The following is a 19,150-nucleotide window of genomic DNA, read 5'->3' as shown; positions in this document are numbered from 1 at the left end:
AACTCTGTCCAATTTTATCCATTTTCTATTGGCATTAATCCCGTCATTCGAGTGGTGACGAGGAAAAAAATAGTGACTTGTAAAAGTGATTTTTGGGTGTGTGAAAGCGGCGCCGTGACCGTTGATATGACCGTCCTGGCCGCGGGTGTTGTCGGTCTTGGGATTGCGACGGCCAGCGTTGTCAGCAGTGGCGTCGAAAGCCTGTCTGGCGATATCAACGCAGAACTGACCTCTAACAACTGGAACATGTTCAGCAACGGCCGAGTGTCGCTTGGTTCTTTCGATTTCACCGGCGGTAACGCTGCGGGGTGGTTCGGCGGATCGGTCAGAGACATGGGGGGTGAACTGGGCGAACTGATGGTTCTTGGCCCCGGCGAAGCCGCTAGCTATCTGGTCGAGATTTCTGACGGCGCATTGAATGCGGTCATGTCGTTTGACCTTGTGGCGGGCGACAGCCTCGACGATTCCGCGCAATGGGGCACGGACACTGCAACGATCTCGTTGAACGGCGTTCCGGTTGCTATTGCTCTGGCCAGCGGCAATTCCATGACCTTCGATATTCCGCAGCTCGACGGCACAACGGTAGAAGCGACAGTGGAAGTCGCAGAGGTCGCTCTTGGCGGCAGTGGCAGATGGACTGACTCGGTCGCCTCGGTCGTCGTGACAGTCGCCGAGCCGACATCGGATATTCAGTTCGAATTGCAGTCGAATGCCAACCAGGGAATTCGCGACGAGTTCTGGGGCCTCGACAATTTCGATGCGTCCTCGACCGGTGGCCCTGGTTTCTGAGCGGCTGAAAAGACTAGCGCGCCACCGCCGCAACAGCCTGCCCTCAAATGGGGCACCCGACGCAGTGTGAACGAGGTGTTTCCGAATTTTGTTTGGGCACATCCCTCAGTCATGCAAAGCTCCCCCCGTCACACCCCCGAAGGAGCGCGCGCATGTTTTCACCCGACCAAGTCCTTGACCTGTGGTTTCCAGATACGGGCCACCAGAACGATCCGGAAACCCACAGCGCTTTCTGGAACGAACGGATGCAGGGTGGCATGGACGAGGTCATTATCCGCGACTTCGCTGATCTAACGCTGGCCACAGCACGCGGCGAGCTGGATCACTGGGCCGAGACCCCGCGCGGGCGACTTGCCCTTCTGATCGCGCTTGATCAGTTTCCAAGGTCACTTTGGCGCGACACCCCTGCGGCCTTCGCACAGGACATCAAGGCAGCGCGTCTGGCCCTCGACGGCATAGCCAACGGCGACTTCGATGCGCTTGCCCCTTGGGAACAGGCGTTTTTTGTTATCTCCATTTCCCACTGTGAAGGCCCTGATCACCTGCAACGCATAGACCTGCTGGATGAGCTGGTCGAAAAGATCATCCAGAAGATGCCAGATGCGATTGCCGGAATGGGCGATGGATTCCGCGCCCAGAACAAGAGGGTGCGCGGCGTGCTGGAACGCTTTGGCCGACACCCTCACCGCAATCCGATCCTTGGTCGCCCGTCAACCCCTGAGGAAGAAGCCTATATCGCCACGGGCGATTTTCCCCATATGCGAAAGGCCGGAAACGACATGGAGTGACGCCACGAAAGGCGCATTTGCGCTTGCACGTCGCGGAACGGTTCGGTGCTATCGCTGTATCTGATAGCGGAGCCTGCCATGGCCAAGATCCTCGTTATGACTGACCTGCACATCACGCCAGAGGGGCAGACCATCATCGGCCTGGACCCCGGCGCGCGGCTGGAGGCGGGTCTGGCCCATGCAGGAAAGGCCCACCCCGATGCTGACCGGCTGGTATTGATGGGCGATCTGACCCACCACGGCACGGCAGAGGAATATGCACGCCTGAAATCGGCGCTGAGCGACTTGCCCTGGCCCGTTACGCTGATGATCGGCAACCACGACACCCGCGCCGGGTTTCTTGCGTGTTTTCCAGAGGCGCCGACGGACACGAATTGCTTTGTGCAAAGCTGCGTCGAGTTGGACGATGTCAGGCTTATCTGCCTCGACACCCACCAAACCGACCCTGACGTCGAGCATTCGGGTACGCTGTGCCCGGCACGGCTGACCTGGCTGGAAGAGGCCCTGAGCAACTCCGAAAAGCCGTGCCTTGTGTTTCTGCATCATCCGCCCTTTGACACAGGCTTTACCGGTATGGATCGGATCGGCCTGACCAATGCCCCCGACCTGCGGCGCGTGCTGACCCGACACGCGCAAGTGGCGCATGTTTTTGCCGGGCATATCCACCGCACGATCACCGCCAGCATCGGCGGCCTGCCCATCACCGTGTTCAAAAGCCCCTGCCATCAAATGCCCATGATTTTGGGCGAAGAAGGTAGCGGCCATTCGGTGGACGAGCCGGGAGCCTATGGCATCATCCTGACGCAGGGGGACAGCGTTGTGGTGCATTTCGAGGACTTCACCCTGCCCGAGCAGGACGTGGACCATTACTGACGGAAGGGACGAAACATGGACATGATTGCACCTCTCTACGCGGGGCTTTTGGGCCTTTTGTTCCTGTACCTGAGTTTCCGGGTCATCGCCCTTAGGCGCCATCACAGGGTCTCGGTCGGAGACGGTGGTCAGAAAGCGCTGACAAAGGCCATGCGAACCCAGGCCAATTGTGTGGAATACAGCTCGATCGGATTGATCCTGTTGGTTGCGGCAGAGCTTCAGGGCACGCCCACTTGGGCCGTCCACGTGCTTGGGGTGACACTGCTGTTGGGGCGGGTGCTGCATGCGTTCGGCTTTGGATCAACCCCGCAGATCGTGCCCGCACGGATCTGGGGCATGGCGCTGACGCTTGGCATGATCCTGGTCGCAAGCCTGTCCAACATCATCCGCGCCATTATCTGACCGCGCGCGAAAGCGCACTGGAAGGCCCGGTGCCGATCTGCGATGCTGCACAAGGCAACTATCTGCAGAGGGCACCCCCGTGGCGATGATCCTGACCATTACAGCGCCGATCTACCTGTTGATCGGGCTTGGATTCCTGTCGGTTCGCACCGGTTATTTCGCAGGGTCCGACGTGCGGGCGATCGGCACGTTCGTTGTGCGCTTCGCCCTGCCTGCCCTGATCTTTCTGGCCGTCGGCACCGCCGCCCCGTCAGAGACATTGCACTGGGGCCTCTTTACCGCCTATCTGTCGGCCTCTTTGGCGCTGTTCACGGCCTGCATCCTAGTAGGTCGGCTGGTGTTCAAGGCGCGCTGGTCGATGCTTGGAATGATGGGGCTAGGCATGGTCGGCTCGAACTCTGCCTTCGTGGGATTTCCGCTGCTGTCGATCCTCTATCCCGATGTGGCAGTGACGCTCTTTGCCACCGTGATGCTGCTGGAAAACGTGATCCTCATTCCGCTTGCGCTCGCCGTGGCGGATGCGGGTGAAAGCACTGACAGCACGCCTTTGCAGGGTTTCTTGGAGGGGCTCAAAGGGCTGATCAAAAACCCATTGGTTCTGTCGATCCTTGTTGCGCTGGCCTATTCCCTGTCGGGCCTGACCCTGCCCGAACCGATCCTGCGCCCGATCGAGATGCTGCGCCCGATCGCATCACCCATTGCGCTTTTTGCCGTGGGGGGCACCGTTGCCGCCGCGACGCTGGCCAGTGCCCGCGACATGGCTGTGCCAATCTCTGCGATCCTGATTGGCAAGCTTGTGCTGCATCCGCTGTTCTTCTTTGCAGCCACGCTGCTGCTGCCCTCTCTTCCTGACGATATTCGCCAGGCGGGGCTGATTAATGCGGCCTGTCCTATGCTGTCGATATTCCCGCTGATTGCCATGACCTACGGGCGCGAGCTGTTGGCCTCGACCGCGCTGATGATCACGACAGGGGCGTCTTTCGTCACCATCTCTGCCCTACTGTGGATTATTTCTTTGGCCGCCGCCTGACCGCTTGCGCCGGGCCTGATACACCCTATCTGACTGCGATCCGATCCCGGGAGATGCCAAATGATCGAGCTATTGTCCGACCCCGCCGTGTGGGCGTCTTTCCTGACACTGACCGTTCTGGAAATCGTGCTCGGCGTTGATAACGTCATCTTCATTTCCATCGCCGCTACCCGCCTGCCCAAGGACCAACGCCGCCGCGCACGGGTGATCGGCCTGACAGGCGCGCTTGTGCTTCGCATCCTGCTGCTGCTGTCGATTGCCTGGATCATCGGACTGTCTGAACCTATTGCCACGATATTCGGGCTGGAGATCAGCTGGCGCGATGTCATCCTGATCGCAGGCGGGTTGTTCCTGATCTACAAGGCCTCGACCGAGATCTTCGACGAAGTCGAAGGCGGCATCCACACGACGGAGGAGACCGTTGTGAAGGCGGTCTTCGCCTCGGTCATCTTCCAGATCATGCTGCTTGATCTCGTGTTCTCGCTCGATTCTGTCATCACCGCCGTGGGCATTGCCGACCATATCGAAGTGATGATCGCTGCCGTGGTCGTGGCCATTGTCGTCATGATGATTGCCGCAGCCCCGATTGCGAAATTCGTAGAGGACCACCCGTCCACCAAGATGCTGGCGCTGGCCTTCCTTGTCATGGTCGGCATGGCCCTGGTCGCGGATGGCTTTCACTTCCACGTTGAACGCGGTTTCATCTATGCCGCGATGGTTTTCGCCGGGGCCGTGGAGATGCTGAACCTATGGCGCGCCGCGCGACGCAAGCGGGTGGCGGAAAATGCGTGACCTGCGTGATTTTCCACTTGCAGCCCTGCCCCTGTCGGCCTAAACACCGCCCTCACAGAGCGGGCGTAGCTCAGGGGTAGAGCATAACCTTGCCAAGGTTAGGGTCGTGAGTTCGAATCTCATCGCCCGCTCCAAATCAAAAAGGCCCTCGGTTCAGCCGAGGGCCTTTTGGTTTTTCGGGTCTACTGGCCCCGCATCTCAGCAAGTCGTTCCGCCGCATCCGGATGGCCCAGTTCCAGCGCCCGTTCGAACCAAAGGATGGCCAGCGCATCGTCCTGCTGCACGCCATCGCCATCGCGCACCACGATCCCCATGTTATAGGCGGAATAATCATCGCCCAGGTTGGCCGCCTCGGCCCAGATACGGGCCGCTTCCGCCCGGTCCTGCGGAAAGCCCCGGCCGCGATAATACCCGAAAGCAACAAGCCGCATGGCAACCTCGTCGCCTTGGGCTGCTGACAGGCCCGCCCAGTACATTGCGGCATTGTCGTCATTCTCGACGCCTTCGGCATTGTAATAGGCATAGGCCAGGTTCGACTGCGCAATCGCATTGCCCTGCTCGGCTGCCTGGCGGAACAGCTGCACCGCGCGAACATAATCCTGCTCAACACCGTCGCCGTCCCAGTAGATCATGCCAAGATCCAGTTGAGCACTGGCCTCGCCGGCTTCTGCGCGCGCCCTCAGGCCGGCGATCTGGGCAATCATCATCACGTCGACCCCGTCGACCGTCACGGCGAAACCGTCATTGCCATCAACCACGACCTGCGCTTGTGGCGTGATGTTGTAGACCTGACCATCAACAACAACGCTGCTATCCGTGATCAGAACCATGTGCTCGTTCAGGATCGCTTCGATACCGCGCGATGTTTCCCGCGAACTGATGGAACCGGAGCCCGTGATGGTCACCGCGATATTCCCATATGTAGAGGTCATGTGCGATTGCGCCGCTGCTGCCATCGGCAGGGCAAGCGCCAAACCGGCGGCAAGGACAAGGGCGCGAGGGAAGGCGGAACGGAACTGGATCATAAAAACTCTCCTGAATGTGGCGGGGTTGCCCTGAATAGAATGACTGGACGCAAACCGGGAATCGCGGCTTGATCCCTATATAGTGTATTTAAGACATTAAATCAAGTTTGACCCGAGTCCGGGTTTTCCCTTGCAAATAAGCGCGGGGTTTCGAACACTCTGCCCCAATTAGACCAAGAATTATAGGGAGGACTGACATGTCCCGAATTTTGACTGTCATGGCGTCAATTGGGTTGGCCGCGTTCACGGCGCTGCCTGCCATTGCCCAGTCACCGCTTAGCCTGTCCGGGATGAGCGTCTACCGATACGAAACCCTTGTCGATCATTCCGGCAATTCCGGGTCATTCTGCTGCGCGCCCTATGTCCTTGGCGGACCAGACGGGAATTTCGTCTATATCCGCGCCATTTTCGACATCGCCTGGAGCGATGACCTGGATCGGATTTCCTATAGCTCTTCCGATATCACCCTGATGCTGCCTGGCGATGACGAAGGTCGTCGCGCTGCCGGCCGGTATGACTGGTTCGGGGTGTTTACGCCCTCTGCAGGATCCATATCTGAACGTCGCCCGCGTGACTTCCCCGAAGAAACCGCGCAGGCGTTCCTGAACGGTGTCTGGTATCTGCCGCGGGACGCAACCTCGGCCACACTGATCATCGGCGAGGATGACGATATCCTGGAGGTTCCCGTGAACCTCGCGGTTGAGGTTGGCCCGGTCATCAGCCCCGGCCAGACCTTTACCTTCACCCCAACCGGCCTGACCCGCACCACGGAACTGACGGCGGAAACCACCCTGAACCGCACCGATGTGCCGGGGCTTCTGGCGCCAGTGACGGGCACGATGCTGCGCATCGATTTTGACGCGACGCCCGCCTTCTCGACCGACACCGATGCGCAGGCCGGTGAAAATCAGGCGTTCCTGCGCAACACCTGGTTTTCGTTGGTTGGCCCCGATGGCGCACCGCTCGTCCCGCTCGGCTCGCAAAGCGGATCAAACGCAACACCACGAATCGAATGGACCAATTCGATCAGTTGGGATGACAGCCCCCGCAGCGTGGATATGAGCCTCTATTTCCTCGGCTCCGGCGCACCGGGCACCTACCAGCTCTATTTCCTGGAGGATATGGTGGGCGAAGTCACCCTAGAGTGACGAAATAGGCTGGGGCGCAACACCCGCGCCCCGGCCCTGCCCTTGCGCCCTTTCCCGCGACTGGTCATCGCCCTATAAGGCGGCAAAGACCAATGGCGGAGCCACCCCATGCGCACAGCACAGATTTCCCGGAAGACGGCCGAAACCGAGATCAGCGTCGAGATCAACCTCGACGGGACCGGTGCCTATGACAACCAGACCGGCGTCGGGTTTTTCGATCATATGCTGGACCAGCTGAGCCGCCATTCGCTGATCGACATGACGATCCGCGCCAAGGGCGACTATCATATCGACGACCACCACACAGTTGAGGATACCGGGATCGCGCTTGGACAGGCGTTGGTGCAGGCGCTCGGCGACAAGCGGGGCATCCGGCGCTATGGCGAATGCCACCTGCCGATGGATGACGCGCAGGTGCGCGCCGCGCTGGACCTGTCGGCGCGGCCTTTCCTGATCTGGAATGTGGACCTGCCAACGCCCAAGATCGGCTCGTTCGACACAGAACTGGTGCGCGAATTCTTTCAGGCACTGGCCACACATGGCGGCATCACCCTGCATGTGGATCAGATCCATGGCTTCAACAGCCACCACATTGCCGAGGCCGCCTTCAAGGCCGTGGCCCGCGCCCTGCGCACCGCAGTCGAACCCGACCCGCGCAAGGCCGATGCCATCCCCTCGACCAAGGGGACGCTCTGACCCATGACCACCGTCCTTGTGGATTACGAAAGCGGCAACCTGCATTCGGCCGAGAAGGCCTTTCAGCGCATGGCATCCGAGGGCGGCCATGGGGCCGTCCAGATCACCGCCGATCCCGACGCGGTGGCGAAGGCGAGCCGCATCGTGCTGCCCGGTGACGGCGCCTTTCCAGCCTGCCGGCGCGGTTTGCAGGCTATCGACGGTCTGGAAGAGGCCCTGGTGGAGGCAGTTGAAACCCGCGGCGTGCCCTTCCTGGGCATCTGCGTTGGTATGCAGATGCTGACCGGCTGGGGCCGCGAATATGAGGATGTGGAGGGGTTCGGCTGGATCCCCGGCGAGGTTGTGAAGATCGACCCCGCCGATCCGGCGCTCAAGGTTCCGCATATGGGCTGGAATGATCTGGTCATAGACCAGCCTCACCCGGTGCTGGAGGGGTTGGCGACCGGCGACCACGCCTATTTCGTCCACAGCTATCAGATGAAGGTCGCGGACCCCGTGCATCTGCTGGCCCATGTGGAGTATGGCGGGCCGATTACGGCCATCGTGGGCCGTGACAATGTGGTGGGCACCCAATTCCATCCGGAAAAGAGCCAGCACTCTGGGTTAAGGCTGATTGCCAATTTCCTGGGCTGGCAGCCCTGACGCGATGCCTGATCTTCAGGACATCCTTGATCGGATCGCGGAAGAAATGGCGGGCCGCGAGGACCGGGGTGAGGTTGCCCACTACATCCCGGAACTGGCCCGCGTGGACCCCGTCCGCTTCGGAATCGCCGTGGCACTTCCGGACGGACAGCTGCTTGGCGCTGGCGACAGCTCGCTATCCTTCTCGATCCAGTCCATCTCCAAGGTCTTTACCCTGTCCATCGCACTTGGCCGGTTGGGCGATCAGCTCTGGTCGCGCGTCGGGCGGGAACCCTCTGGACAGGCGTTCAATTCCATCCTGCAACTGGAACATGAACGCGGACGCCCCAGAAACCCGTTCATAAACGCGGGCGCCATTGCCGTGACAGACGCGATCCTTGCAGGCCATCAACCGAAAGAGCTGTTGGGGGAAATCCTGCGCTTCGTGCGGGCCGCTGCGGGCGACGACGACATTCATATCAACGAGGCCGTAGCTCGTTCGGAAACGGCGACCGGACACCGCAATCTGGCGCTGGCCAGTTTCATGAAATCCTATGGCAATCTCATCAGCCCGCCAGAGTTGACGCTTGGGGCGTACTTTCACCAATGCGCCATCGAGATGAGCTGTCGCCAACTGGCCCGCGCCGGGCTTTATCTGACCAGCGCCCCGGGATCGCCCAGAATGCTGGGACCGGACCGGGTGCGGCGGATCAATGCGATCATGATGACCTGCGGCCACTATGACGCTTCCGGCGATTTCGCTTTCCGCGTGGGCCTGCCGGGCAAAAGCGGCGTGGGCGGCGGTATCTTATGTATCGTGCCGGGCAAGGCGTCGGTCGCGGTCTGGTCGCCGGGCCTGAACGCACAGGGCAATTCGCAGCTTGGGACCGAAGCCATTGAGCGGTTGGCGCAGGAAATGGGGTGGTCGGTGTTTGGGGCCAGCTCGTCCGCCGACCCCGAGTGAGTGTCAGTTGACGCGTGTCCAGTCGCCGCCGCAGCGTTGAATGCCGAGCAGCCGGCCACAGACGGACATGGTGTCACCGTTCAGATAAAGCCGCGAGTTATAGGTCGAGTCCCGGTCCGGTGAATAAAGCCGTCCGCGATATTCCCCCCCCCCGCGTGGGGCGGTGTCCCAGATGATCTGACGCCCGACATTCTCGCTGGCCATGGTCGCGCCATTGCCGTCGAATGCCTCGACCAAAGTGCCGCAGAAATTGCTTCCGCAGGGCACAACGTTGATGATGCCGGTGTTGCCATTGTCATCAGGTGCGGTGCGCCAACGGCCCTCGATCGGGTCGGCGGCGGCCATGCCGGCAAGTCCGATGATGGCGGCGAGGGCCAGAAGTGTGGTTTTCATGATAATCTCCTCCCAGAAACTGGACGCAGTTTGACCGGGCCTGCGGCATTCTGGCAAGGCTGACGTTGGGTTGCCTTGGCAAGCGGCGCGGGTTCCGGCAAAAGGGCGGCGACATACGCCCCCTTCGCGAAAGGCCATTCAAATGATCCTCTATCCCGCCATTGACCTGAAAGACGGCCAGGCCGTGCGGCTTTACAAAGGCGAGATGGAAAAAGCGACGGTGTTTCATGACCGCCCGGCAGAACAGGCCAAGGCGTTTCAGGACGCAGGGTGCGAATGGCTGCACCTCGTAGATCTCAACGGTGCTTTCGCAGGAGAGCCTGTAAACGGCGCCGCTGTCGAGGCGATTCTGGCGGAAACCTCTGTCCCGGCGCAGCTTGGCGGCGGCATTCGTGACATGGACACCATCGCCATGTGGATCGAGAAGGGCATCGCACGGGTGATCCTTGGAACGGTCGCGGTGGAAAACCCCGATCTGGTGCGCGAGGCGGCTCGCGCCTTTCCCGGCAAGGTGGCCGTGGGGATCGATGCCCGCAAGGGCATGGTGGCCACCAAGGGGTGGGCCGAGGAAACCAATGTGAACGCCACCGACCTTGCCCGTAGCTTCGAGGACGCAGGCGTTGCGGCCATCATCTACACCGACATCAACCGTGACGGGGCCATGCAGGGCCCGAATATCGAGGAAACGGCGGCGCTTGCCAATGCCGTGTCGATCCCGGTCATCGCTTCTGGCGGAGTGTCGTCGCTCGACGATCTGCGCGCGCTCAAATCCTGCGGCGCCCCGCTGAACGGCGCGATCTCGGGCCGGGCGCTTTATGACGGGGCCCTGGATCTGGGCGAAGCACTTGCGGTGTTGAAGGGCTGAGCATCTGGCAGGTTTGCATTCCGCCCCGCCTCTGCCTAAAGACGGTAGCGCAGTTTCCAAGGGACAATACCCATGCTGAAAACCCGGATCATCCCTTGCCTCGACGTGGCCGACGGGCGCGTGGTCAAGGGCGTTAACTTCGTCGACCTCATTGACGCGGGAGACCCGGTGGAATCGGCCCGCGCCTATGATGCAGCAGGGGCCGATGAGCTTTGCTTCCTCGACATCCACGCGACTCATGAAAACCGGGGAACGATGTATGATCTGGCGACACGCACGGCCGAGCAGTGCTTCATGCCGCTGACCATAGGCGGGGGCGTTCGCACGGTCGAGGATGTAAGAAACCTGCTGCTCGCAGGTGCGGACAAGGTCAGCTTCAACTCCGCCGCCGTGGCCGACCCCGACGTGGTGGCGCGGGCCGCTGACAAGTTCGGAAGCCAGTGCATCGTGGTGGCCATCGACGCCAAGACCGTGGCCCCCGGCAAATGGGAGATCTTCACCCATGGCGGGCGGAAAGCCACGGGGATAGACGCAGTGGAGTTTGCCAAGACGGTCGTGGCCAAGGGCGCGGGCGAGATCCTGCTGACCTCGATGGATCGTGACGGAACGCGGGCCGGGTTCAACCTGCCGCTCACTCGGGCTATTTCAGATGCGGTGCCGGTGCCGGTGATTGCGTCGGGCGGCGTCGGCAATCTCGATCACCTTGTCGAAGGCGTGACCGAAGGTGGGGCGTCGGCCGTGCTGGCCGCCTCGATCTTCCATTTCGGCGACTACACGATTGCCGAGGCCAAGGCCCATATGGCCGCCGCCGGTATCCCTGTGAGGCTCTCATGACCACGCTTTCTCGTCTTGCTTCCACCATCGACGCCCGCAAAGATGCCGATCCCGACAGTTCCTGGACTGCGAAGCTGCTGGCAAAAGGGCCGGAGAAATGCGCCGAGAAGTTCGGAGAGGAAGCCGTTGAGGCGATCATCGAAGCGGTCAAAGGCGACCGGGAGCGGCTGACATCGGAGGCAGCGGATGTGCTCTATCACCTGCTGGTCATGCTGGCGGCACGCGACGTGACCCTGGAGGACGTTCTGGCAGAGTTGGAGCGGCGCGAGGGCACCTCTGGCGTGGCAGAGAAAGCCAGCCGCGGCTAAGCCGTTTCGAAACGGCTTTCCCACGCGGTTTCGAAACCGCGTCCAAAGGGCCTTGCAAGGCCCTTCAAAAAAGGCGTTTCGAAACGCCTTCCCAGACCCTCAGAGCTTGGAACTAATGATCCCGGTGTTAAACCCGCCCATCCGCAGCTCACCGAACAGGCGCTGATACTCAATCTTCGGACAGCGGTTCTGAATCACCTGCACGCCGCGCGCCTCGGCCTTGGCGGCCGCTTCCGGGTGCTCGATGCCGATCTGCATCCAAACCGTCTTCAGCCCTGGAAAATGCTCCAATGCCTCATCAACGATCGGCGGCACCGCCTCGGACCGGCGGAAGATATCGACCATATCGACCGGCCCCTCGATATCCGACAGCGACGCCACCACGGTTTCACCAAACAACTGTGTACCCGCATGCCCCGGATTGACCGGGATCACGCGAAACCCTTTCAGGCGCAGATACCGCCCTACGTAATGCGAGGGACGCACCGGGTTTGGCGACACGCCAACACAGGCAATGGTTTTGGTTGCACGCAGGATCTTGCGCAGAAGATCGTCAGAGGGATTCGTTGTCATACTGCTGCCCTACCACAAGAAAAAGGCGCCTGCAGCGGATTTTGCTACAGGCGCCAAGTGCGGAACGAGGGACAGTGATGGGCGCTGCGGTGTTCCGAACCGTGCGCCATACGTTGTAATTTAGCAACTTTTGAGCGCGTTTAAAGGGGTGGAACGAAAAAGTGATTGAAGCCCGGATTTACCCAAGGATTTCAGGCCAATTCGCATCCGCTCGCGCAACATTTCCGGGAATATCCCGTTCCCACCGACGACGGATGCGCAGCGAAGCGTTCAAAAACAGCCGCCCCTCGTGGATCGTCCAGGCCTCGAGCACGGCGTCCGCGACATAGCCACGCGAGGCCGCCCAGGCACAATAGCCGCCATACGCGGGGGCGAAGCCGCTTGGGTCGGCGGCAAACCGGTCCCGGTTGTCAGCCGATGAAAACAGCCACCGCGCGCCGTTCCAGTCGACTGCGTATTCCTGCCGCCCGGCAACCGGTTGGCTCTGGTCAAAATAGGCGACGGGATCGGTGCCATTGATGGCGATCCCGCCAGAGGCAAATACGGGCGCTGCTGACGCCATAGCCGGGGTTAAACGCAGCGCCAGTGGGGTGGCGGCCAACAGCAAAAGGGCGGAACGGCGGGGGATCATCGGCATCTCCTTCGGTTAGCCCCTAAGATTGCCCTTCCCGTCCCGCGACGAAAGCCCCCTGACGCAACCGTGAACTGATGTCAGTCAAAAATGTCCTCGACGAAATCGAACGCTTCTTCCAAGGCCCGAGACCACAGAGGCTTGCGGCGCTTTGGTTTCTTTTTCTTTCGGCTCCGATAATCATCATCACTGTCGCGATAGGCCGCAGGCGCAGGCTGCACCCGTTTGGGCTTGCGCACCTTCTCCTGAGGTATCGCCTTCATCTCGTGCAGCGGCGCGCCGCAATTGCCACAGGCCAGTTCATGCCCGCCGCGGGCCGTCAGCCGCAGCATCGTTCTGGTGCCACAATAACAACAGGTGGCGATCTTGGTGGTCATTCAGCTCTCCGCGTTGCGTGTCATGGCATATAGGGACACTGCCGCCGCATTCGAGACGTTGAGAGACCCAAATTCGCCCGCGAAGGGAATTCGCACCAGATGATCGCACAGCTCGCGCGTGCGCGCGCGCAAACCTGGCCCCTCGGCCCCAAGGACCAAAGCAACCGGACGACCCGCCAGATCAGGTGCCAGATCATCAATGACTTCTTCCCCCTCGCCCGCAAGACCGACCAGGGTATAGCCCATCTTCTGCAACTCCTGCATCGCGTCTCCCAGGTTCTTCACCCGAAGATAGGGCTGACGTTCCAGGGCGCCCGAGGCGGTCTTGGCCAGCGCCCCGGTTTCGGGCGCGGAATGGCGATGCGGGGCGATGACGGCGCGCGCTCCGAAAACCTCGGCTGATCTCAGGATCGCGCCGACGTTATGCGGGTCGGTCACCCGGTCGAGCAACATGAGGCGTGGCGATGCAGGCCCCGGCTCGCACAAGTCAGAGAGACGCCCCCAATCAAGCGGCTTCACCTCCATCGCGGCCCCCTGATGCACCGATCCCGGATCGAGCGGGACTGGAAACTTTCGCGGATCGGCCAGCTCCGGCTCCACCCCGCCCACGGCAATCGCCTCTGCCAGCTTGTCGGCGGCATTCTTGGTCACCACGAGCCGCAGCTTTTCCCGCGCGGGGTTCATAAGCGCGTCACGTACAGCGTGCAGACCAAAAAGCCAGACGGTTTCCGCTGCAGAAGCGCGCTTGGCGCGTTCCTTCTCGATCACCCAGGTTGGTTTTTTCACGGGGCTGGCTCCTTCTTGGCTTGCCGGTCAGCTACGCCCCCGGGCGATGCAAAGGCAAGTCCGGATTTTGGCGGTTTTTCGTCTTGACGCCCCCCACCGGGCAGATTATCCCCACCCGGCGTTCGGTTGAAGAACCGAAAGCAAGGGCGACGTGCTGCAAGGTGCGGCAGCGGACTGTAACTCCGCCGGGGAGACCCACGCCTGGTTCGATTCCAGGGTCGCCCACCATTCCCCCCCATACAACAGCGATGAAGACACCGCGTTCGGGGGCAAGGTGGTGCCCTCCCGTCTGACAAATCCCGGCATGATGTGGCCCGTGATCTGTCACAGACATTTACCTTCCATTGTGAACTCGTCTATCATCCCGCTCACAGGCAGCGTCGCAGCAAGACGACGCGCGGATCGTAGCGAGTAGCGGGCAGAATTTCATGGCCGATTATTCCATCTGGATGTTAGAGGAATCAAATATCACCGTCAGCGGCGGGCTGTCGCTTGATGGGATCACGCAAGGCGATGGCAGCCACCTGCTCGGGGAAACGATCACCCTCAACAACAATAGCTGGATCGAAGTCGACATACGTGACAACGGATCGGACAGCCGGTTCGACGACAACGACAACAATCAGCGGCTCGACGGTGCGCAAAGCATCGATGGCGCCACCTATTCTGACGGAACCCGGATTGAGGGCGAGTATCGGATCGTGGTCATGGATTCCGATGGCAACACCTACGACATCGTTGCCGTCAACATCGTGAACTCATCCCCCGCCTATGCCACCATCGAAGGTCTGGCCTTTGTCGGCCCCCCGCAAGGTTGGCCTCCGGTCGGAGAGCCGCTGACGGTCGTGCAGACGGCCGAGGGGCCTGGCAGTTCCGGGCAGCCTGTCATCGACGTTTCTGACCTGGTGGTGCCCTGTTTCACCCCCGGCACACGGATCGACACGCCGGACGGCCCTGTCGCGGTCGAAGCGCTTGAAGTGGGTGATATGGTTCTGACGATGGATCGCGGCGAGCAGCCCATTCGCTGGATCGGGTCGGTCAATCTGACGCCCAACCAGTTGGCGCTGTCCCCCTCCCTTCGGCCCATTCTACTGCGCGCGAAGGCCTTTGGCCCGAACCAGCCTGACCGCGACATGCTGCTGTCGCCGCAACATCGCGTATTGCTGTCCGGCGCCCAGGTCACGCTTTTGTTCGGTGAGCCCGAAATGCTGATCGCTGCCCGCGACCTGGTCAATGACAGCACCATCACAAGCGCCCCGCCTCAGGACGGCGTGACCTATATCCATTTCATGTTCGACCAGCACGAGATCGTCCGCGCCGACGGGATCTGGGCAGAAAGCTTTCGCCCTGGCCCAATGACGATGCCTGCCCTGTGCGAAGACAGCCGGCAGGAATTGCTGCAGCTGTTTCCATGCCTCGCGCTTGACGGGTCCGGGCCGTTGCAACCGGTCCGCCCTCTGCTGAAACAGTGGGAGGCATGTATGTTATCCCAATCCGCGCCGAGGTTCACCGCGGCGCACCCGTAACCCGGCCTCGCAATCGCCGGCTTCGGGATGGCCCTGCCCGACCGGCCTCGTTAGACTACGCTTAACAGGGGCCGCAAAGGGCAGAAGGCGGTATGGAAACCAAACAGGCGTTCAATGTCGTGATCGTGGGCCAGAACGGCCGGTTGCAATATGAGGCGGCGCTCTTTGCCGCCAGTTTCCGGACCGCCAACCCCCGGTTTCCCGGCAAACTGTTCGTCGCTGAACCGCAGCCCGGCCCGCTTTGGCAAGGCGACCCCCGCATTGGAGATGCCGCTGTCAGAGAGCTGCTGGAGCGGCTGGAGGCCCAGATCCTGCCGTTCGAGAATCGCCAGTTCGGCAAGGACTACCCATACGGCAACAAGATCGAGATGTTGTCGGCCCTGCCCAAGGGTGAACCCTTCGTTTTCTTCGACACCGACACGTTAATCCTGGACGATCTGACCAAGGTGCCCTTTGAATTCGACCGCCCCTCTGCCAGCCTGAAAGTCGAAGGCACATGGCCTCAGATTGAGCTGTATGGCCCCGGCTACACCGCCATATGGAAATCGCTTTACGACAAGTTCGGGCTGGATTTCGAAAGCTCGCTCGACCTTGGCAAACCCGATGAATACTGGCGGCGTTACCTCTATTTCAACGCCGGCTTCTTCTACTATCGGTGCCCACATGAATTCGGCGCACGATTCTTCGATTATGCGACCGCGATCCGCAATGATCCACCCGACGAGATCATCTGCCAAAACATGGACCCGTGGCTAGACCAAGTGGCGCTGCCATTGGTGATTCATTCCTTTGGCGGCGGGCGCGATGCGTTGGAGCCGGGTTGGCTGGATGGACGCACAAGCTGTCATTATCGTTTCCTGCCGCTGCTGTATGCGCGCGAAGAACAGCGTGTCGTGGATGTTCTGGAAGAGGTCAGCGCGCCCAACTGGGTCAAGAAGGTGCTCAAAGGCTACGAGCCGATGAAGCGCATGATCTATCAGGGCAAGGGCGCCAAGGCCCGCGCGCTTTTTGACCGGGACAACCTGCCCCGGCGCGAGCAGGCCATCCGCAATCAGCTAAAACGAGAGAAGCTCTGGCTGCGCTAGAACCTGTGGCCTTTGCCGCGAGAGTCGCTTTTTTCTGTCACTTCAGGCATTATTCCGCGCACCCACTCTGACAGGAGGGTTTCATGGGCGGACGACGTTTCGGATCAGTCATGACCGTGACAGCAGCGATTGCGCTGCTCCTCATGGCCCTGCATGCCGGGCCGCGTTCGGCTGCCGCCCAGGAGGTCATCCTCTACGATTTCGAGAATTTTGGCGGGCGCGAATTGCGGCTGTCCCAGAGCGCTCCAAGCCTGACACAGTTCTCATTCGACAACGATGTTGAATCGATCAGGGTGATTTCAGGTCAGTGGAGTTTTCACCGCGACGACGGATTTCAGAATTTCAACGGACCATCGATCACTTTGGGCCCGGGCGACTACCCAAGTGTCGCGGCGCTTGGCTTTGCACCTGACCGGATGTCATCCGTAAGGCTTCTAAGCTTCGATGATGGAAATGGCGATGCAGGCCCCGATTTGCAGCCGGTTCCGAGTTGCTCGCCCCCATACCAGACGCTTGGCGCGAATAACCAATGTGTGTTCACCTGCGCCGAGGGAACGGAACCCGATATCGTCTCTGGCGACTGTCAATGCAGCGCGGGGCTGCGCGAGATCGGCACCGACGCACAGGGCCGCCGCATTTGCCGGGCCTCACCAACAGGACCAGTGCAAGGCGGATCCCCGACGTTAGAGGGCAATACCGGGGCACTTCCCACCTTCCCGGTCACACCTGGTATCACCGTTCTTCCGCCGGGGCAGATTCGCGAGTACATAATCCCCGCTGGCCAGGCGATGCGCATCGCGCGTCAGCAGGGGTTCACCTTCCTGACCGATGCCAATGGCACCAATGCTGTCAGTTGCGATCTTGTGAGCGTCGGCGGCGAGATGGAGATCATACTTAATTACAACGCAGGGCTGTTCGGCTGGGAGGCCGGTGCCATGCATTTGGCGCAAGGATGCACGTTCAGGCTGTTCGGGGGGCGGCAGTTGAACACCGGGTGGGCGTTCAGCCCTGCAGCCGAGGTTGTGGTCAGAGACGGATGCGCCCGGCAGCATGGCCGCATCCTGATCGGTCAGCAAAGCGGTCAGGGGATTGCCAGCCCGGTTCCCAATGGAAATCCGTATCGTGAAAGTCCCAACCTTCTGATTCACGCTGTGGCAGATGTGAATGGCAACACTTGCACCGAATTCCGCTGGCGCGTTGATGACGTCCGTCTTCGGGGCCCGGCAGGCGCCGATTGGCGCGACGCCTTCAGGTAGACGGTTTCGCCGCGCATGACGGCCCACACGCGGCCACCGGACCTTGTAGAGATTAGTTTTCGTCGGCGTCCTGGGTGACGACAGGCGGGCCATCGAAGCTGCCCGGCTGCGGCCAGTGGGTCGGGAAGAACGGAATGGTCTGAGCCGAGGCCATGGCAACCGTGGCGATCGTGATCAAGGCAGCGAGGGTCAGGCGGGTCATCGTTTGATCTCCTTCTTGGATGAAGCGCGATGACCCTCAATTGGGTGTTAATGCGGTCTCAGGCGCTCTGATTCCAAAACCGAGGGGGTTTTTTCAAATCCAGAGAGCGATCGACCGGAATCAAGTGCCCGCCGGCGAAACTCGGACGGACTTTCCCCAGCTTGATCACGGAAAGCCTTGTTGAACGGGCCGAGCGAGGCGAAGCCCACATCATAGGCGATCTCCAGAATGGTCCGCCGCGCCTCTCGCGGATCGGCTAGCACCTCCTTGGCGGCGGCAATCCGGTAGCTGTTGATGAAGGTCGGGAAGTTGCGGAAGCCAAGCCGTTGGTTGATGACCCCGCGCAGGCGGTGTTCCGGCACCCCTATTTCAGCCCCGAGGGCGGCAATGGTCAGCCCCTCACGCCGCCAGATCCCGGCCTCCAGCGCTGCGTTCAAGGCCTCCACCATGGCCGCGTCCACCGCGTCCGCCCGTCGGTCAATAACTGGCGGCGGCGCAAGGCGCACCTCGCAGGCGATGCAGGCTTTTGGTTCGGCCTTCAGCACCCAAAGCGCGTAGGAAAAAGCCAGCGCCAGAAACGCCGCCCCCTGCATCACGATCACTGGATCGGGCACGCTACGATACCCATAGAACAGCTCAGTCCCGGAGATCGACACGCCCAGAACCGCCATCGCGGACAGGAACGCAGGGCGAAAGCGCATCCGCGCAACCACAAGATCCTCTTTCGCTGTCAGCACGGCCATCCCCAGAAGCGCCGCAAAGAACCCAAACATGACCGCCCCGCGCACCGGTTCCAGGCTCGGCACCCAGATGCTGGCAATGCACAGAAAAACCCCCAACCCCGCGGCGGCCAGCCACGGTCTGCGGTCGCGCGCCTCGTCGATGAACACGGTCACCACCAGCCAGCAGACAGCAAGAGGCACGAAAATTGCCCCCGAAATCAACGCAGGAAAAAGCGCAGGGGGCAACATCTCGGCGGACAGGCCCGATAGCAGGATATAGCAGGTCAGCGTCACGGCCACCGCCATAACCGGGCGGCCAATCGGCCGTGTGTCACGGTTCATCAGCAGCGCAACGCCAGACAGGATCGCGACGGCAATGGCCGCGCCACGGATGGACAGGTCGAGTAGGATCATAGCGGAACTCGGATCAGTTACAGTGAGAGCAAGATAGGCACCCGGCCCCG

General features: G+C 61.1%; 24 protein-coding genes and 2 tRNA genes. 18 read left to right on the top strand and 8 right to left on the bottom strand.

Going from position 1 to position 19,150, the window contains the following annotated elements; genetic code table 11:
• Nucleotides 1-126 precede the first annotated feature (126 nt).
• The 7 genes from ACROHD_RS14810 (at nucleotide 127) to ACROHD_RS14780 (ending at nucleotide 4,808) form a co-directional block, all read left to right on the top strand.
• On the top strand, nucleotides 127-789 hold the full coding sequence (locus tag ACROHD_RS14810; protein ID WP_432678942.1) for a hypothetical protein: 663 nt from the start codon (nucleotides 127-129) through the stop codon (nucleotides 787-789).
• A gap of 152 nt (nucleotides 790-941) precedes the next feature.
• Nucleotides 942-1,577, top strand: coding sequence for a DUF924 family protein (locus tag ACROHD_RS14805; protein ID WP_432678941.1), 636 nt, complete (start codon nucleotides 942-944; stop codon nucleotides 1,575-1,577).
• Nucleotides 1,578-1,655: 78 nt separating this feature from the next.
• The gene (locus ACROHD_RS14800) at nucleotides 1,656-2,450 is read left to right on the top strand and encodes a phosphodiesterase (RefSeq protein ID WP_432678940.1); all 795 of its coding nucleotides are present in this window, start codon (nucleotides 1,656-1,658) and stop codon (nucleotides 2,448-2,450) included.
• A 15-nt stretch (nucleotides 2,451-2,465) separates the two neighbouring features.
• The gene (locus ACROHD_RS14795) at nucleotides 2,466-2,852 is read left to right on the top strand and encodes an MAPEG family protein (RefSeq protein WP_432678938.1); all 387 of its coding nucleotides are present in this window, start codon (nucleotides 2,466-2,468) and stop codon (nucleotides 2,850-2,852) included.
• A gap of 85 nt (nucleotides 2,853-2,937) precedes the next feature.
• Nucleotides 2,938-3,882: an AEC family transporter gene (locus tag ACROHD_RS14790; RefSeq protein WP_432678936.1), complete on the top strand. Its 945-nt coding sequence runs from the start codon at nucleotides 2,938-2,940 to the stop codon at nucleotides 3,880-3,882.
• Nucleotides 3,883-3,942: 60 nt separating this feature from the next.
• Nucleotides 3,943-4,674, top strand: coding sequence for a TerC family protein (locus tag ACROHD_RS14785; protein WP_432678935.1), 732 nt, complete (start codon nucleotides 3,943-3,945; stop codon nucleotides 4,672-4,674).
• Nucleotides 4,675-4,733: 59 nt separating this feature from the next.
• A tRNA-Gly gene (locus ACROHD_RS14780) sits at nucleotides 4,734-4,808 on the top strand.
• Between the two features lie 48 nt (nucleotides 4,809-4,856).
• On the opposite strand, the gene ACROHD_RS14775 is transcribed toward ACROHD_RS14780, so the two are convergent.
• The gene (locus tag ACROHD_RS14775; protein WP_432678933.1) at nucleotides 4,857-5,699 is read right to left on the bottom strand and encodes a tetratricopeptide repeat protein; all 843 of its coding nucleotides are present in this window, start codon (nucleotides 5,697-5,699) and stop codon (nucleotides 4,857-4,859) included.
• A gap of 197 nt (nucleotides 5,700-5,896) precedes the next feature.
• Between ACROHD_RS14775 and ACROHD_RS14770 the strand changes: the two genes are divergently transcribed.
• From ACROHD_RS14770 to ACROHD_RS14755, 4 genes are all read left to right on the top strand, one after another.
• Entirely contained in the window at nucleotides 5,897-6,847 is a 951-nt protein-coding gene (locus tag ACROHD_RS14770) for a hypothetical protein (protein WP_432678932.1), read from the top strand.
• A 108-nt stretch (nucleotides 6,848-6,955) separates the two neighbouring features.
• A complete protein-coding gene (gene hisB, locus ACROHD_RS14765; RefSeq protein ID WP_432678930.1) occupies nucleotides 6,956-7,543 on the top strand; it encodes an imidazoleglycerol-phosphate dehydratase HisB in 588 nt (195 codons plus the stop codon).
• Nucleotides 7,544-7,546: 3 nt separating this feature from the next.
• Nucleotides 7,547-8,185 carry an imidazole glycerol phosphate synthase subunit HisH gene (gene hisH, locus ACROHD_RS14760; RefSeq protein WP_432678929.1) on the top strand — a complete coding sequence of 213 codons (639 nt, stop codon included), beginning with the start codon at nucleotides 7,547-7,549 and terminating at the stop codon, nucleotides 8,183-8,185.
• A gap of 4 nt (nucleotides 8,186-8,189) precedes the next feature.
• Entirely contained in the window at nucleotides 8,190-9,128 is a 939-nt protein-coding gene (locus ACROHD_RS14755; RefSeq protein WP_432678927.1) for a glutaminase, read from the top strand.
• A gap of 3 nt (nucleotides 9,129-9,131) precedes the next feature.
• Here ACROHD_RS14755 and ACROHD_RS14750 read toward each other — a convergent pair whose 3' ends face one another.
• Nucleotides 9,132-9,521, bottom strand: coding sequence for a DUF2147 domain-containing protein (locus ACROHD_RS14750; RefSeq protein WP_432678925.1), 390 nt, complete (start codon nucleotides 9,519-9,521; stop codon nucleotides 9,132-9,134).
• A gap of 142 nt (nucleotides 9,522-9,663) precedes the next feature.
• Here ACROHD_RS14750 and hisA point away from each other — a divergent pair, with 142 nt between their 5' ends.
• From hisA to ACROHD_RS14735, 3 genes are all read left to right on the top strand, one after another.
• Entirely contained in the window at nucleotides 9,664-10,386 is a 723-nt protein-coding gene (gene hisA, locus ACROHD_RS14745; RefSeq protein WP_432678923.1) for a 1-(5-phosphoribosyl)-5-[(5-phosphoribosylamino)methylideneamino]imidazole-4-carboxamide isomerase, read from the top strand.
• A 72-nt stretch (nucleotides 10,387-10,458) separates the two neighbouring features.
• On the top strand, nucleotides 10,459-11,220 hold the full coding sequence (gene hisF / locus ACROHD_RS14740; protein WP_432678922.1) for an imidazole glycerol phosphate synthase subunit HisF: 762 nt from the start codon (nucleotides 10,459-10,461) through the stop codon (nucleotides 11,218-11,220).
• A complete protein-coding gene (locus ACROHD_RS14735) occupies nucleotides 11,217-11,528 on the top strand; it encodes a phosphoribosyl-ATP diphosphatase (protein WP_432678920.1) in 312 nt (103 codons plus the stop codon). The genes hisF and ACROHD_RS14735 overlap by 4 nt, the downstream gene beginning before the upstream one ends.
• Nucleotides 11,529-11,627: 99 nt before the next feature.
• Here the strand turns inward: ACROHD_RS14735 and ACROHD_RS14730 are convergent, their stop codons facing one another.
• From ACROHD_RS14730 to rlmB, 4 genes are all read right to left on the bottom strand, one after another.
• Entirely contained in the window at nucleotides 11,628-12,101 is a 474-nt protein-coding gene (locus ACROHD_RS14730) for a CoA-binding protein (protein ID WP_432678918.1), read from the bottom strand.
• Between the two features lie 178 nt (nucleotides 12,102-12,279).
• Nucleotides 12,280-12,732, bottom strand: coding sequence for a YHS domain-containing (seleno)protein (locus tag ACROHD_RS14725; protein ID WP_432678917.1), 453 nt, complete (start codon nucleotides 12,730-12,732; stop codon nucleotides 12,280-12,282).
• A gap of 80 nt (nucleotides 12,733-12,812) precedes the next feature.
• The gene (locus tag ACROHD_RS14720; RefSeq protein WP_432678915.1) at nucleotides 12,813-13,109 is read right to left on the bottom strand and encodes a hypothetical protein; all 297 of its coding nucleotides are present in this window, start codon (nucleotides 13,107-13,109) and stop codon (nucleotides 12,813-12,815) included.
• Nucleotides 13,110-13,895: a 23S rRNA (guanosine(2251)-2'-O)-methyltransferase RlmB gene (rlmB, locus tag ACROHD_RS14715; protein WP_432678914.1), complete on the bottom strand. Its 786-nt coding sequence runs from the start codon at nucleotides 13,893-13,895 to the stop codon at nucleotides 13,110-13,112.
• A gap of 144 nt (nucleotides 13,896-14,039) precedes the next feature.
• On the opposite strand from rlmB, the gene ACROHD_RS14710 reads away from it, so the two are divergent.
• From ACROHD_RS14710 to ACROHD_RS14695, 4 genes are all read left to right on the top strand, one after another.
• A tRNA-Tyr gene (locus ACROHD_RS14710) sits at nucleotides 14,040-14,123 on the top strand.
• A gap of 200 nt (nucleotides 14,124-14,323) precedes the next feature.
• Entirely contained in the window at nucleotides 14,324-15,421 is a 1,098-nt protein-coding gene (locus ACROHD_RS14705; RefSeq protein ID WP_432678912.1) for a Hint domain-containing protein, read from the top strand.
• 92 nt (nucleotides 15,422-15,513) lie between these two features.
• Complete coding sequence (locus ACROHD_RS14700; protein WP_432678911.1) at nucleotides 15,514-16,506, top strand: GT-B fold glycosyltransferase domain-containing protein; 993 nt, start codon at nucleotides 15,514-15,516, stop codon at nucleotides 16,504-16,506.
• 83 nt (nucleotides 16,507-16,589) lie between these two features.
• Nucleotides 16,590-17,762, top strand: a complete 1,173-nt coding sequence (locus ACROHD_RS14695; protein WP_432678910.1) for a beta/gamma crystallin-related protein — start codon at nucleotides 16,590-16,592, stop codon at nucleotides 17,760-17,762.
• A 52-nt stretch (nucleotides 17,763-17,814) separates the two neighbouring features.
• On the opposite strand, the gene ACROHD_RS14690 is transcribed toward ACROHD_RS14695, so the two are convergent.
• Together ACROHD_RS14690 and ACROHD_RS14685 are read right to left on the bottom strand one after the other, a co-directional pair.
• Nucleotides 17,815-17,964 carry a hypothetical protein gene (locus ACROHD_RS14690; RefSeq protein ID WP_432678909.1) on the bottom strand — a complete coding sequence of 50 codons (150 nt, stop codon included), beginning with the start codon at nucleotides 17,962-17,964 and terminating at the stop codon, nucleotides 17,815-17,817.
• A 47-nt stretch (nucleotides 17,965-18,011) separates the two neighbouring features.
• Entirely contained in the window at nucleotides 18,012-19,100 is a 1,089-nt protein-coding gene (locus ACROHD_RS14685; RefSeq protein ID WP_432678908.1) for a helix-turn-helix domain-containing protein, read from the bottom strand.
• Between the last annotated feature and the right edge of the window lie 50 nt (nucleotides 19,101-19,150).

Source organism: Nioella aestuarii (assembly GCF_050896395.1).
GTDB classification, from domain to species: domain Bacteria; phylum Pseudomonadota; class Alphaproteobacteria; order Rhodobacterales; family Rhodobacteraceae; genus Nioella; species Nioella aestuarii.
The sequence above is the reverse complement of the archived record's forward strand: the minus strand, read 5'-3'. Positions and strand labels throughout refer to the sequence as shown.